We start from the raw sequence: 13,306 nt of genomic DNA, 5'->3' as shown, positions 1-13,306 counted from the left end.
AGTCAGTGTTCGGGAGGCGGCACGAATCCGCCTAGTTCCCGTTCGATCTCGCGGGCGACGGCCAAGGTGGTGCGGTCCTCGAGATGCGGTCCGACGATCTGTATGCCGACGGGCAGGCCGTTCGCGGTGCGGCCGACCGGCACGGCCGTGGCAGGAAGGTACGCGACGGTCGGCAGGCCGACCCAGCCGAAAAGGTCCAGGTACGAACGGGTTCCACCGGCGAGCGCCAGCACCCGGTCGGCCATCGGCTCGAGGTGATCGTGCGCAATGGCGGGCACCATGGCCACGGGCATGAGCAACGCATCGACTTGACGGAAGTAGTTCCGCATCTGGGTTCGCATCATCTCGCGCCGCTCGTTGGCCCGCAACCAGTCTCGGTGGCGTAAGTCCGACAACGCGTCCATCAACGGGTACAGCAACTCCATGTGCAGCCCTACCACCTCAGGCAGGCTCACCGGCACCGCAGCGTCCACCAGGTTCGCGCCGGCATCCGCCAGCGCCGTCACCGCCGAACCGAGCACCACCGCGACCTCGCGCTCTAGAGGATAGGCCGGATCGTCGAGCCAGGTGGCCACCCGCAGCTTGGTCAGCGTCGATGCGCGCGCCGGCGGCAGCTCGAGGCGCCACCCGATCGCATCATTCGCCGCCGGACCCGCCAGGATGTCCAGGGCCAACTGAAGATCCGTCACATTGCGTGCCAACGGCCCCGTCACGGCGAGGTCGGGGATCGACAGCGCGCCCGGAGGCGGCGGTAGATGGCCGAGCTGCGGCACGATACCCCAGGTGGGCTTGTGTCCACACACACCACACCAGTTCGACGGCAACCGAATCGACCCGGCGATGTCACTGCCAAGCTCCAGGGCGGTCAGACCAGCGGCTAGCGCGGCCGCCGCCCCGCCCGACGAGCCTCCGGTGGACCGCGACGTGTCCCACGGATTGTTCGTCACTCCGAAGATCGAGTTGAACGTCTGCCAGTCGGCGGCCATCGCAGGCACATTCGTCTTGCCGAAGATGATCGCGCCGGCGTCGCGCAGCCTGCGTACCGCGTCGGCGTCGCGCTCGGGCACACGGTCCCACGCCGGCACCCCGCACGTAGTCCGCATGCCCGCGGTATCGAAGGTGTCCTTGACGGTCATCGGTATCCCGTGCAGAGGCCCGACCACCTCGTTCCGCGCGACTGCAGCATCCGCGGCATCCGCTGCGCGACGAGCGCCGTCAGGGTCGAGCGTCACGACCGCGTTCAGCGACGGGTTCAGGCGTGCGATGCGGTCCAGATAGAGGTCGAGCAGCTCGCGGCTGGAGAATTCACGACGACGGATACCCTCGGCCAGCCGATGGGCGGGCCACAGCGCGACGTCAGCCGTCATGCGCGAACGGTAACGGCCTCACTGGTCATGGCGCTGCCGAATCCCCCGGAACCGTGCCCACATCTGTGCGATGCGCTCGGCGGGCGTCACGGTCGCGGTGTCCGGCGGCAGCGCGTCGGCCAGGTCGGCGCGCTTGACCAACCGGGTGTGCAGCGTCGCGGGTTCGCCGTCGAGCATGTGCCGGTATGTCAGGTTGCCGCGCTCGAATCCCTGCGTGTCCAGCCAGTTGTGGCAGCCGGGGTCGTCGTGCGCCAGCACCAGGCGCACCCTACCGTCCGAGTCGACCGCGGTGCGGCTAGGCGTGTAGCTCACCGGCCGGTACAGGTAGTCCATGCTGGTGAAGAAGGCGCCCATGTTGGTCAGCATCCACAGCCCGTCGTGGGCGTCGAATTCCACGATCAACGCCTCGTCGGGCGCCAGCCGCCAGTGCATGTTCACTGCCGCGCGACCGCGTTTGGCGTCGTCACCGGTCGCCGTCATGTCGGGGAATTGGTTGGGGTGGTCGGCGTCGACACCGCCGTGGGCAAACGGATATTCGGGCCAGTCGGCCATGATCCCGGTGAGGAAGTCGCCCGCCCATTCGATCGCCTCGACCATTTCGGCAGGTGTCGGCAGCGGCCGGGGCTCGGTCATGTCAATGCGCTCGATGCGCATCCGGGCCGGAAGTTCCGACCAGCGGTCGAATCCCTGGCGGATGAACAGTTTGCGGGATCCGGGCGTAGTGGGCAGCCAGTTCGGTCCCCGCTGCGACCCGCCGACATAGACCTCGAAACTTCCATCGGCGGCCGTCTCCAGTTGGGCGCCAGTCAGATTGGCCTCGGGCACGTCACCGAACGGTTCACGCAGTACGCCCGGACCGTCCCGCCGCGGGCCCTGCACCGTGATGTTGAGGAACGAGGCGGTGCCGCGATCGCCGGTGATCCGATACGTCGACGCCCCGTCGATCCAGGCCTGCTGGTACAGGAAGTCCGCACAGTCGCCGCCGAGCTTCCTGGTCGGGTGGCAGAAGGTGTGGACTTGGGGATACCGGGTGTTGCGGGTCTCCAGCGCGAGGTCGAACGCCTGCCCGAGGTTCTGCGTCAGGAACCGGAAACCGTCCACCCGCTGGCGTCCCGAGGCGGCGTTGTGATCCTTGAAGACCCGCTCGCCGGCGTCCTTGAGTCGATCGCAGAAGTCGTCCCACGCCGATTTCAGCCCCGCGTCATCCGCGCCGTCTCCGAACGCCATTCGGTTCCCCTAGCCGTCGTGCTCTTCCAGCATCGTCGATACCACGGCGCACGCCCGGCGTGCGGCCGTCAAGCGGCCCTCCCGTTCGATGCGCGGCCCGATCAACTCCAGGTCGAAACCGTGCGGATAACCCGAGGTCAGCACCGAAGAGAGGAACGGCGCGATCGGAATGGTCCCGTCGCCGGGCACCGCACGCGCGGGCAATGCGCGGTCCCCCAGCACGTAATCGCTCAACTGGATCACCTCGGTCCGCGGCAGCGCCCGTTGCACGAGTGCGGCCAGATCCGCCTCGGCCCAGCAGTGGAAGAGGTCGATGCAGACACCGAGCCCGGTCGCCTCGGCGAGCGCGATCGTGTCGCGCAGGCTGTGTGCGATGTGCAGGTCGGCGTACAGGCTCGAGGCATTCTCGATCGCCAGCGCCACCCCTGCCTGTCGGGCCACCTGTGCGCACGGCGTCACCGCCTCGCCGAACCGGTCGGCGGCGCGTTCCCAGGTGAGGTCGCCACGTCCCCCGGTCAGCATGTAGATCACCCGCGCGCCGACCGTGTGGGCCGCGTCGATCACCCGCAGCAGCGAATCCGGCGAGGAGAACAGGTGATACACCGTCTCGACCGAATACCCCTCGCCCGCAACCAACTCCGGCAGGTCCGGTTCGGCCAGTTGCGAGTCGATCAGGCTGAGCCGCCGCACACCGAGCGCACGCCAGTGCGATGCCAGTTCAGTCAACGGCTCACCGTAGAACGTCACGCTGTGCACCGACAGCCGCTGGTCGGTCACCTCAGCCTCGGTTCTCTATCGGTACGCCGAAACGCTCTCGGAAGGGCCGGAATTCGTCGTGAAGCGCGTCGAGGTCCTCGCCGATGTCGGTGAGCAGTGTGGTCGAATAGCGGAACTTGCCGTGCCGGTCGCCCGGGTTGTCGGCAAGGTAGGCGCGCATGGCGGCCTCGGCTTCGGCGCTCAACCGCCGACCGCGGAACTCGTAGTAGCGACGCACGGTGCCGACCTGGTCGGCGACGAAGTCGGTGTAGCGCACGTGCAGAATCCGAGGATCGTCGACCAGCGGATTGGTCATGGTGTTGGCGATGCTTTCGCGGGTCAGCGCCAGGTGCATCTTGGCCGCGGCGTGCAGATCGACCGGTCCGACGATGCCCTCACCGATGTCGGCCATCATCATCGTGCGCGACGCGGCAACCTGTACCGGGTCCCGGTGCAGCCACAGCAGGGTGGCATCGGGGTACGCGTCGAAGAACTCCTTCAACCGGAACCCGTGAAAACCCTTGAGCACCCACTGCTTACGCGGCCGTTGGTGCTGGAACTGCTGCAGCATCGCCTTGTGGATGCGGTACTGCGCCGCCGCGTCGGTCGGAAGTCCACCCACGACGGTCTGCATCGGCACCCGCCACCACGCGGTGGGAGTGAGTACCCGGAAGTCGAAGGCCCAGGTCCGTTCGTCTTCGGGCAGCCCATCTCCCAACATGTCGTTATAGGGATGGCTGTGCAGCCATTTCGGCAGCTTGGTGTTGATCTCGCGCCAGTCGGCGTCGGCGCGGGCCCGGCGCCCATCGACATCCGCCTGTGCGCGCCGGGGGTAGCCACCCTCGACGATGCCTGGCGGTGGCGAGGGGTACATCACCTCCCAGAACCGCAGCGCGCGAGCGTCCGGGTCGACCGACATCAGCGCGTGCATCAGCGTGGTGCCCGAGCGGGGTTCACCGGTGACGAACATCGGCCGCTCCACGACCTCCGCTGCCACCGGGTAGCGACGGCGATCCTCGAAGAACTCCAGTCGCGAGGTGAGCAACCAGTGGCACACCTCGGTGGCGGCCCGCCTGCCGTCGGCGTCCATCCCGAGGCGGTTGAGATGGTCCACCGTCAACGCGAACCGCCCCGGCAGGGACGGGTCGCCGTAGTCGTGCAAGCCCGTCACCGACTCGGCACGGGCGAGCATCTTCGCGGGGTCCAACTGCCCGGTCACCGGATGTCTCCGCTCAGCCGCATCAGTTCGTCCTCAGCCTCGCGGACGTGCCGCGCCGACGCGGCCGTGTACTGCAGCCCGGCCATGGCGCCGTAGTCGAGGATCTTGGGCACCCGCAGGCCGGCGTCGACATACTCCTTGACGACGCGAGCGACCTGTTGCGGGGTGCCGTGAGGCACCACCGCCAGCAGCATCTCGGGCTGGACACGGTCGAGGAAGTCGACGATCCGCTCACGGGTGAGCACGGCGGGGTCGATGTCCTGGTATCCGCGCCAATCCTCCCCCATCGGATGCTCGAAGCCCATGCCGTGCAACATTTCCGCCGACACCTGCAGGAGGAAGGACTTGACCAGCGGCGCGGCCAGGATTTCGGCGAGTGCGGCGTCGTCGTCGCCGATCACGCAGACCTGGATGAAGCACGGCGTGATCGCTGCCGGGTCGCGGCCGGCGCGCTCGGCCGATTGCCGCACGGCGGAGAGCTTTTCGGCATAGTCCTCCGGTGACCACGCGCCGGTCGGCCACCACCCGTCGGCATGGCGACCGACGATGTCGAGCGTGCGCGGACCGCTTCCGCCGATCCAGATCGACGGAAGGCGCCCCTCGTAGGCTTCGGTGTCGAGGCGCGCGTGGCGCAACCGGTAGAACCGGCCGTCGAAATCGACCGGGCCGTTGCTTTCCCACAGCAGCCGGATCACTTGCAGCGCTTCCTCGAACCGGCTGACCGGCGCGCTGAAGTCGAAGCCGTACGGCACCGTGTTCTCGGTCTCGCCGCTGCCGAGGCCGAGGATGAACCGGCCCCGCGCGAGGTGGTCGATGGTCAGTGCGCTCTGTGCGAGCAGCGACGGGTGGCGCCGCACGGTGTCGACGACGCTGGTCACCAGCGGCACGTTGGTCGTCAGCACGGCGGCGGCCGCGGCGACCGCCATGCCGTCCAGGTGTCGGTGCGGTGACGGCGAAACGGTTGCGAGATCGGTGAACTCGGGCGTCCAGATCGAGTCGGGCCAGAAGCTGACCATGTGGTCGGGCAGCCAGATCGAGTGGTACCTGCCGCTGTCGAGGTGATCCAGCACGGACAGGTCCAGCGGCAGAGTGGTGCGCAGGTACGCGGCGGGCTGAACTCTCAACGCAGCCGGCCTATCTCGCGCAGGAACGGCTGGGTGTGGGCGATGCGGCCGGTCAGCGTCTTCGGATCACCGGTACACAGCACGAACGCGGTCTCGGTGATCAACGCGATGTCCTCGGTGTCGATCTTGGCCAGATCGAGGGCGCCGGCGCCGGGGGTGGCCACCGGATTCGACGGCGCGGCGGCGTTGACGGCGATTCCGTCGTCGTAGAGTTCGGCGGCAAGGCTTTTCGTCAGCCGGTTCAGCGCCGCCTTGACCGTCCCGTAGACGCCGAAGCCGGCGCTACGGTCGAAGTCCGAGAACGGCGGCCCCTCGGGCAGGTCACCGCCGACCGAGGTCACGTTCAGCACCCACCCGCGCCCGCGTTCACGCATCGCCGGTATCGCCAACTGGGTGAGGTGCAGCGGCGCCAGGACATGCATCTCCATCATCAACCGCACCCGGCGCTCGGGGAATCCGTCGAGCGGGCGCAGAAACGTCACCGCGGCGTTGTTGACCAGGATGTCGGGCGCACCGACCCGCTCGACCAGCTCGGCGAAGAGGCGGTCGCGGTCCTCACTGTTCGACAGATCGGCGGCCACCGCGACCGCCGAACCTCCCGCGGCCTCGATCTCCTCGAGCGTCTGACGCAGCGAGCCTTGGTATTTCGGGTCGGGCTCGAGTGTGCGGGCGGTCAGCGCGACCGTCGCGCCCTCACCGGCCAGCCGCTGCGCGATCGCCTTGCCGAGGCCCCGGCTGCTGCCCGTCACCAAGGCGACCTTGCCGGCACACGACATTGCGGACCTCCTGACCTCAGCCCCGCGGAATACCCGCGAGTTTGTCGGCGAACTTGGCTTCGGCGGCTTGTTTGAGCCGCAGCAGGTGCTCGGAGGGAAACGCGTCCGGCGCCGGCTTGACATCTTTGAGCAGCAGGCGCGCCAGCGTCACCTTGTGCACTTCCGTTGGCCCGTCGGCCAGCCCGAGCACAAACGACTCGGTCAGGTACTGCACGAACGGCATCTCGTGAGAGGTGCCCAGCGAGCCGTGCAACTGCAACGTCCGCGCTGACACGTCGTGCAACACCTTCTGCATCATGGCCTTGACGGCGGAGATGTCCGCGCGCACCGCCTTGTAGTCGTTGTACTGGTCTATCTTCCACGCGGTCTGCAAGGTCAGCAGCCGGAACGCCTCGATCTCCATCCACGAGTCGGCGATCATCTCCTGCACCATCTGCTTGTCGGCCAACACCGAACCCTGGGTATAGCGCGACACCGCCCGTTCGGTGAGCATGTCGAAGATGCGCCGCACCAGACCCACAGTGCGCATGGCGTGGTGGATGCGTCCGCCACCGAGCCTGGTCTGGGCCACGACGAACGCCCCACCGCGGGGCCCCAGCATGTGGTCGGCCGGTACGCGGACGTTCTCATAGCGGACGTATCCCTCACGCCCGCCGCCACCGAGCGGTTGGTAACCCAACCCGACATCGCGCAGCACGTTGATCCCCGGTGTGTCGCCGGGAACCACGAACATCGAATAACGCTGATACGGCGGCGCATCGGGGTCGGTCATCGCCATCACGATGATGAACGACGCCATCGATGCGAACGACGAATACCACTTCTCGCCGTTGATGACCCATTGGTTTCCGTCGCTGGTGGCGGTGGTGGTGAACACTTTCGGGTCGGCGCCGCCGTGCGGCTCGGTCATCGAGAAGCACGACACGATCCGGTTGTCCAGCAGCGGCTCCAGATATCGCGCCTTGAGTTCGGGTGTGCCGTAGTGCGCGAGAATCTCGCTGTTGCCCGAATCCGGCGCCTGCGAGCCGAACACGATCGGCGCGCATTCGGACCGGCCGAGGATCTCGTTGAGCAGCGCCAGCTTGACCTGGCCGTAGCCGGGCCCGCCGAGGTGCGCGCCCAGATGGGTGGCCCATAGCCCGCGCTCCTTGACAATCTCCTGCAGCGGCGGAATCAGCGCTCGGCGAACCGGATCGGTGAGGTCGTGCGACTCCTTGACGATGTAGTCGATGGGCTCACACTCCTTGCGGACGAACTCCTCCACCCACGCCAACTGCTCGGCCCACTCGGGGTCGGTCGAGAAATCCCAGGCCACAGTTCGTCCTTCCGTCCGGGCTTCAGCTCTCCGACCACTTGCGCCGCCGCCGCGACGCCTCATCGGTGGCGTGGCTGAGCACCTGGTTGCGGTTCTCCAATTCGAGCGCGGCGTCCAGCGGCGCGTCGGTGTTGGCCTGCAGGGCACGCTTGGTCAATTGGACCCCCAGTGGCGAGAGGTCGGCGATGCCCGACGCGATCTCGAGCGCCCGCGCGGTCAGCCGGTCCGGGCCCACGACCTCACTGACCAGGCCGCGGCGGTCGGCTTCGTCGGCGCTGACCGTGCGGCCGGTCAGCATCCAGTCCGCCGCGACACTGGTACCGACGATCCTGGGCAGGTGGTAGCTCATACCCATCTCGGCGCCCGAGAGCCCCAGCAGGATCGCGGCGTTGCCGAATGTCGCCGCGGTGGAACAGATCCGGATATCGGATGCCAGGCACAACGCGAGCCCGGCGCCCACGCACGGCCCGTTCACCGCGGCGATGACCGGTTGCGGCAAGGCCCGGATCGCCTGCGGCAGTGCGGCCATCGCCTCCTGGAAGCGCATGCGGTCGATCGCCGGGGCCGAGTCCGCCACCGTCTCCGGCCCGAAATTGCGCACGTCGATGCCGGAGCAGAACCCGCGTCCGGCGCCGGTCAGCACGACGACGTTGACCGACGTATCGGCGGCGATCTCGGCGAAGGCCTGCGCGAGTTCGTCGCGCATGGCCCCGTTGATCGCGTTGAGTTGCTTGGGCCGGTTGAGTTGCAGGACGACGGTGCCGGGCCGGTCCCGGTCGACGGTGAGCGCGTCGGCCATGTCAGCGCCGCGGCAGCCCGAGCACCTGCGTGGCGATGATGTTGCGCTGGATCTCCGAGGTGCCGCCCGCGATGGTGCCGCCGAAGCTGCGCGCATACCGCTCGAACCAACTCGCGAAATAGTGGTCGAGGTTCATGTGCTCGTACGGTCCCGAGGTGGACGGATGCACCAGCCCGTCAGCACCCGCAGCGGCCAGCGCGTTCTCCATCGCCTGGCGTTCGGCTTCCGAACCGAACAGCTTGAGCACCGACACCGAGGCCGTGTCCATCTCGCCACGCGCGGCACGGGCCAGCGCGGCCGAGCCCATCGCCCGCAGCGCCTGGTAGTCCATGATCGTGGTGGCGTACTGGTCGTGCTGCAGTTCGGTGCGCGGCCGGAAGTCGGCGATCATGTTGTCGATTCGGTCGGCGAATCCCAGCCACATCATCGTGCGCTCGTGCCCGAGCGAGCCGTTGGCGACGCCCCACCCGCCGTTGAGCGGTCCGACGAGGTTCTCGGCGGGGACGCGAGCGTCGGTGAAGAAGACCTCGTTGAAATCGAGGTTGTCCTGACCGGTCATGTCTGCGAAAGGACGGCAGACCACGCCCGGGGTGTCGGTCGGGATGATCAGCGCGCTGATGCCCTTGTGCTTCGGCGCATCGGGGTCGGTGCGCACGAAGGTCAACAGGAAGTCGGCGTCGTGCGCGCCCGAGGTCCACACCTTCTGGCCGTTGACGACGAAATGGTCGCCGTCTACGCCCGAGACAAACTCGGCTCTGGTGCGCAATGAGGCGAGGTCGGAGCCGGCGCTCGGTTCGCTCATGCCCAACGAAGCGGTCAGCTCGGCCCTCAGCACCGGCACCGCCCAGCGATGCTTCTGCTCCTCGGAACCGAACGAAATCAACGACGCGGCAACGATGTTGACGCCCTGCGGATTGAAGCTGTGATAGATGCGTCGACGGCACAGCTCGTCAAGATGCACGAACTGCTGCACCACCGTCGCGTTGCGGCCGCCGAACTCCGGCGGTTGCGCCGGCAGCAGCCAACCGTTGTCGAACAGCAGGCGTTGCCAGTCGCGCGCCCACTGCGGCATGTGCGACACCGACTTCGGCCGCTCCAACGTCTGCGACTCGGGCGGCAGGTGCTCGTCGAGGAAAGCCGCGAACTCGGCGCGGAACTGCTCGACGTCGGAATCAAAAGTCAGCTGCACCGGTGCTCCCGTATTCCCGCGCGATCACCGCGCGATGCTCGGCGGCGCCGCCGAGCAGCAACTCGCCCGCCTTCGCCCGCTTCAGCGCGAACTGAAGGTCGTTCTCCCACGTGAAGCCCATGGCGCCGAACAGTTGCAGGCCGTGCCGGAACACCACTGCCTGCGCCTCGCCCGCGGACGCCTTGGCCATCGCGGCCGCGAGTCGCCGGCGCGGATCGTCGGCCGCGATCGTCAGCGCCGCGAAGTACGCCAGGGCCCGGGCACGTTCGGTCGCGACGTGCATGTCGACGGCCTTGTGTTGCACCGCCTGAAACGAACCGATCGCGACGCCGAACTGCTGACGCTGCTTGGCGTGTTCGAGGACCAGATCGAGGATGCGCTGGCAGGCGCCGACCGTGGTGATGGCCATACCGGTCAACGCGACGTGGTGGGCGCGTTCGGCGTCCACGCCGACCCGCACCGTGTCGGGCACCCGCACGTCGACGAACGACACCTCGGCGACGTGCAGCACCGGGTCGAAGACAGGGCTGCGCCTCGGGGTGACCTCGTCGGCGTCGACGACGAAAACACCGGCCTTCGTAACGACCGCGAACCGCTCGGCTCGGTCACCGTCGAGGACGTGCCGGGCGGTGCCGTTGAGCACCCAGCCGTTGTCGACCCGGTACGCGGTCACGCCGTCGTAAACCGCCGTTCCCGCCTGTCGGGGATCGAACCGGTCACCAGCCAGCGGGGCGAACTGCGTCAACGTCGCCAGAAAGGGTGTCGGGTCGGTGGCCCGCCCCAATTCCTCCAGCACGATCGCCAATTCCACCGCGTTTTCCGGGTCGGCCAACTCGGTCCAACCGGCGTCGACGTAGGTCGTCCACAGCGGCGTCGGGTCGACCCCGTTCTCGGCGATGCCGCGAACCAGCGACGCCGGGCACTGCTTGGCCACCGCGTCGCGCACGGTCTCCTGCCAGAGTCGCTGATCGGCGTCGAACTCCAGTAACACCAAGCCTCCCGAGACCTCAGAAATCTGCCGCGCGTTCGAGCGAGAATAACATTCTCCAATCCCTTCAACTCATTCTCGCGATTTGACTACCTCGTTTCGCTACCCGCCCGTTGGGCGGTTGACCAGCGCACACCCTGACCTGCGCAAAAGTAAGCGTTTCGTTGAGAACTAGATTCTTGCGATTGAAGAACAACGCTTTACACTGGAGGTTGTTCGGCGCTCGCACGGCGCTATCCTGCGCCTGCCGACGGCCGGATGACATCGGAGGACAACCTTGGTGATGCAGGACCCGAACGGGACACGGATCCCCGTCATTGACGCCAGCGTGCACATCTTCAGCAAGTCGAACAAGGACTTCCGCAGCTTCCTTCGCGAGCCGTTCAAGAGCCGCGGGTTCCCCGACTACGAGATGGACTGGTACGGCGCTCCCGGCGGCGAATACGCACCGGGCGCCGACGACGACCGCCGCTATCCCGGATCGGACCCGGAGTTCGTCGGCGCGCAGTTGTTCACCAAGCGCGGCGTCGACGTCGCGATCCTGCACCCCATGACGCGCGGCATCATGCCGGACCGGCATCTGGGCACCGCGATCGCGGCCGCCCACAACGAACTGATGGTCACGCGCTGGCTGGACGACAACTCCTATGCCGACCGGTTCCGCGGCACCATTCGGGTCAACCCTGACGACATCACCGGTGCGCTGCGCGAGATCGCCAAGTATGCCGACCATCCCCGGGTGGTGCAGATCGGTGTTCCGCTGCAGTCTCGCGAGCTGTACGGCAAGCCGCAGTACTGGCCGCTGTGGGAGGCCGCCAACGAGGCGAATTTGCCGGTCGCCGTGCACATCGAGGTCGGCGCGGGCGTCCAGTACGCGCCGACGCCGTCCGGCGTGCCCAGGACCTACGAGAACTACGTCAGCTTCATGGCGCTGAACTACCTGTACCACCTGATGAATCTCATCGTCGAAGGGGTATTCGAAAGGATGCCCACGCTGAAATTCGTCTGGGCCGACGGCGCGGCCGACCTGCTGACTCCGTTCATCTGGCGGATGGACTGTTTCGGGCGCCCCCATCTGGAACAGACCCCGTGGGCGCCTCGCATGCCCAGCGACTACCTGCCCGGGCACACGTACTTCGTACAGGGTGCGATGGACGGCCCCGGCGACACGGAGTACGCCGGTGAATGGCTGAGCTTCACCGGCAAGGACGACATGGTGATGTACGGGTCGAGCTATCCGCATTGGCAGCTCAACGATCTGGCGGTGCCGACCGCCTACTCCGACGAACAGCGCGACAAGCTGTGCTGGCGAAATGCCGCCGAACTCTACGGCATAGACGTCGGGGCAGGAGTTGGCGCACAGTGATAGGGCTGCAGAAGTTGCGGGAAGGCAGGAAGCCACGATGACGGTGACAGTGACAGAGCGGAAGCCGGCCGCCGAGCGCGTCGCGGTGCGCTGCGTCGACTCCGACGTGCACCCGGTGCCGAAGAGCGGCGTACTCGCCCAGTACATCCCGGAGCCGTGGCGCAGCAAGTACTTCCTGCCGCGTCGGATCGGCGACCAGATTTACTACGACGCACCGGACTACGCGCACGCGTACGCGATGCGGGTCGACACGTTCCCCGCCGACGGCGAGTTCGCCGGCAGCGACCCCGATCTGGCGTTCAAGCAGCTGATCATGGAGGCGGGCGCCGACATCGCGATCCTGGAACCCGCGGCCTACCCCGCGCGCTTCCCCGAGGTCAACCACGCGATGAGCGTCGCGCTCAACGACTGGCAGGCCAACCACTGGCTGGACGGCAAGAACAACTGGCATGAGCGATGGCGCGGATCGATCTGCGTAGCGATCGAGACGCCCGAGGACTCCGCCCGCGAGATCGAGCGCTGGGCCGGCCATCCCCATATGGCTCAGATCCTGATCAAGGCCGAACCCCGCCCGGCGTGGGGTGATCCGAAGTACAACCCGATCTGGGAAGCCGCGACCAAGCACGACATCACGGTGAGCTGCCACCTGTCGCGCAGCCACCACGAGGAACTCCCGATCCCGCCGGTCGGATTCCCCAGCTACAACCACGATTTCATGGTCACCTACTCGCTGCTGGCCGCGAACCAGGTGATGAGCATGATCTTCGACGGCCTCTTCGACCGGTTCCCGACATTGCGAATCGTGTTGGTGGAACACGCTTTCACCTGGATTCTTCCGCTGATGTGGCGGATGGACGCCATCTACGAGGCGCGCAAGTCGTGGGTGGACATCAAGCGCAAACCCTCCGAGTACGTCAAGGACCACATCAAGTTCACCACGCAGCCGCTGGACTATCCCGAGGACAAGACCGAGTTGACGCGCGCGTTCGAGTGGATGGAGTGCGAGAAGATCCTGCTGTTCTCGTCGGACTATCCGCACTGGACGTTCGATGACCCGCGCTGGCTGGTCAAGCACCTGCCCGAGCACGCGCGCGAAGCGGTGATGTTCCGCAACGGCATCGCGACCTATCACCTTCCCGAGACGGTTCCGGCCCTCGAGGGCCAAGTGCGGGTGTTCTGA

The 13,306-nt window shown here is 67.1% G+C and carries 12 protein-coding genes; 2 read left to right on the top strand and 10 right to left on the bottom strand.

Features of this window, described 5'->3' with window-relative positions:
- Positions 1 to 2: 2 nt before the first annotated feature.
- Genes QGN32_RS19785 through QGN32_RS19740 form a run of 10 tightly spaced genes read right to left on the bottom strand, consistent with a single transcriptional unit; the run spans position 3 to position 10,763 of the window.
- The gene (locus QGN32_RS19785) at positions 3 to 1,367 is read right to left on the bottom strand and encodes an amidase family protein (RefSeq protein WP_326545968.1); all 1,365 of its coding nucleotides are present in this window, start codon (positions 1,365 to 1,367) and stop codon (positions 3 to 5) included.
- An 18-nt stretch (positions 1,368 to 1,385) separates the two neighbouring features.
- Entirely contained in the window at positions 1,386 to 2,594 is a 1,209-nt protein-coding gene (locus QGN32_RS19780; RefSeq protein WP_326545967.1) for a DUF1214 domain-containing protein, read from the bottom strand.
- Positions 2,595 to 2,603: 9 nt separating this feature from the next.
- Positions 2,604 to 3,371, bottom strand: a complete 768-nt coding sequence (locus QGN32_RS19775; protein ID WP_326545966.1) for a sugar phosphate isomerase/epimerase family protein — start codon at positions 3,369 to 3,371, stop codon at positions 2,604 to 2,606.
- A 1-nt stretch (position 3,372) separates the two neighbouring features.
- Entirely contained in the window at positions 3,373 to 4,569 is a 1,197-nt protein-coding gene (locus QGN32_RS19770) for a sulfotransferase family protein (RefSeq protein ID WP_326545965.1), read from the bottom strand.
- Entirely contained in the window at positions 4,566 to 5,693 is a 1,128-nt protein-coding gene (locus QGN32_RS19765; RefSeq protein WP_326545964.1) for an LLM class flavin-dependent oxidoreductase, read from the bottom strand. Before QGN32_RS19765 ends, QGN32_RS19770 begins: the two co-directional genes overlap by 4 nt.
- A complete protein-coding gene (locus QGN32_RS19760) occupies positions 5,690 to 6,469 on the bottom strand; it encodes an SDR family NAD(P)-dependent oxidoreductase (RefSeq protein ID WP_326545963.1) in 780 nt (259 codons plus the stop codon). Before QGN32_RS19760 ends, QGN32_RS19765 begins: the two co-directional genes overlap by 4 nt.
- 16 nt (positions 6,470 to 6,485) lie before the next feature.
- Entirely contained in the window at positions 6,486 to 7,784 is a 1,299-nt protein-coding gene (locus QGN32_RS19755) for an acyl-CoA dehydrogenase family protein (protein ID WP_326545962.1), read from the bottom strand.
- Positions 7,785 to 7,806: 22 nt separating this feature from the next.
- Entirely contained in the window at positions 7,807 to 8,583 is a 777-nt protein-coding gene (locus tag QGN32_RS19750; RefSeq protein WP_326545961.1) for an enoyl-CoA hydratase/isomerase family protein, read from the bottom strand.
- A 1-nt stretch (position 8,584) separates the two neighbouring features.
- Complete coding sequence (locus QGN32_RS19745) at positions 8,585 to 9,772, bottom strand: acyl-CoA dehydrogenase family protein (protein WP_326545960.1); 1,188 nt, start codon at positions 9,770 to 9,772, stop codon at positions 8,585 to 8,587.
- Positions 9,756 to 10,763: an acyl-CoA dehydrogenase family protein gene (locus QGN32_RS19740; RefSeq protein ID WP_326545959.1), complete on the bottom strand. Its 1,008-nt coding sequence runs from the start codon at positions 10,761 to 10,763 to the stop codon at positions 9,756 to 9,758. Before QGN32_RS19740 ends, QGN32_RS19745 begins: the two co-directional genes overlap by 17 nt.
- A gap of 280 nt (positions 10,764 to 11,043) precedes the next feature.
- On the opposite strand from QGN32_RS19740, the gene QGN32_RS19735 reads away from it, so the two are divergent.
- Positions 11,044 to 12,126 carry an amidohydrolase family protein gene (locus QGN32_RS19735; RefSeq protein ID WP_326549169.1) on the top strand — a complete coding sequence of 361 codons (1,083 nt, stop codon included), beginning with the start codon at positions 11,044 to 11,046 and terminating at the stop codon, positions 12,124 to 12,126.
- Positions 12,127 to 12,163: 37 nt separating this feature from the next.
- Positions 12,164 to 13,306, top strand: coding sequence for an amidohydrolase family protein (locus QGN32_RS19730; protein WP_326545958.1), 1,143 nt, complete (start codon positions 12,164 to 12,166; stop codon positions 13,304 to 13,306).

It is taken from the genome of Mycolicibacterium sp. ND9-15 (assembly GCF_035918395.1).
Taxonomy (GTDB): Bacteria; Actinomycetota; Actinomycetes; order Mycobacteriales; family Mycobacteriaceae; genus Mycobacterium.
This window is presented reverse-complemented; position numbering and strand designations above follow the sequence as displayed.